The 295-nt window shown below is 49.2% G+C and carries 2 tRNA genes; both read left to right on the top strand.

Features of this window, described 5'->3' with window-relative positions:
* Positions 1–72: 72 nt before the first annotated feature.
* Positions 73–145: transfer RNA gene (locus FC49_RS09650), tRNA-Lys, on the top strand.
* Between the two features lie 43 nt (positions 146–188).
* Positions 189–261: transfer RNA gene (locus FC49_RS09645), tRNA-Thr, on the top strand.
* Positions 262–295 lie beyond the last annotated feature (34 nt).

The following is a 295-nucleotide window of genomic DNA, read 5'->3' as shown; positions in this document are numbered from 1 at the left end:
GGTAGAGCGTCTGCCTTACAAGCAGAGGGTCACAGGTTCGAGCCCTGTATCCTCCATTGAGCATTAGCTCATGAGCCGTTAGCTCAGTTGGTAGAGCATCTGACTTTTAATCAGAGGGTCGTGGGTTCGATCCCCACACGGCTCATTGCCAAATGACTAGCGGTTTGGTATAATACCGAAGGAAACTTGCCGACTTAGCTTAGCTGGTAGAGCATCTGTCTTGTAAACAGAAGGTCGGAGGTTCGACTCCTCTAGTCGGCACTTAAATATGCGGAAGTAGTTCAGTGGTAGAACA

Origin of the sequence: Limosilactobacillus oris DSM 4864, assembly GCF_001434465.1 — a bacterium.
Taxonomy (GTDB): Bacteria; Bacillota; Bacilli; order Lactobacillales; family Lactobacillaceae; genus Limosilactobacillus; species Limosilactobacillus oris.
Note: the sequence above shows the minus strand (reverse complement) of the source record. Positions and strands in the feature narration are given on the sequence as shown.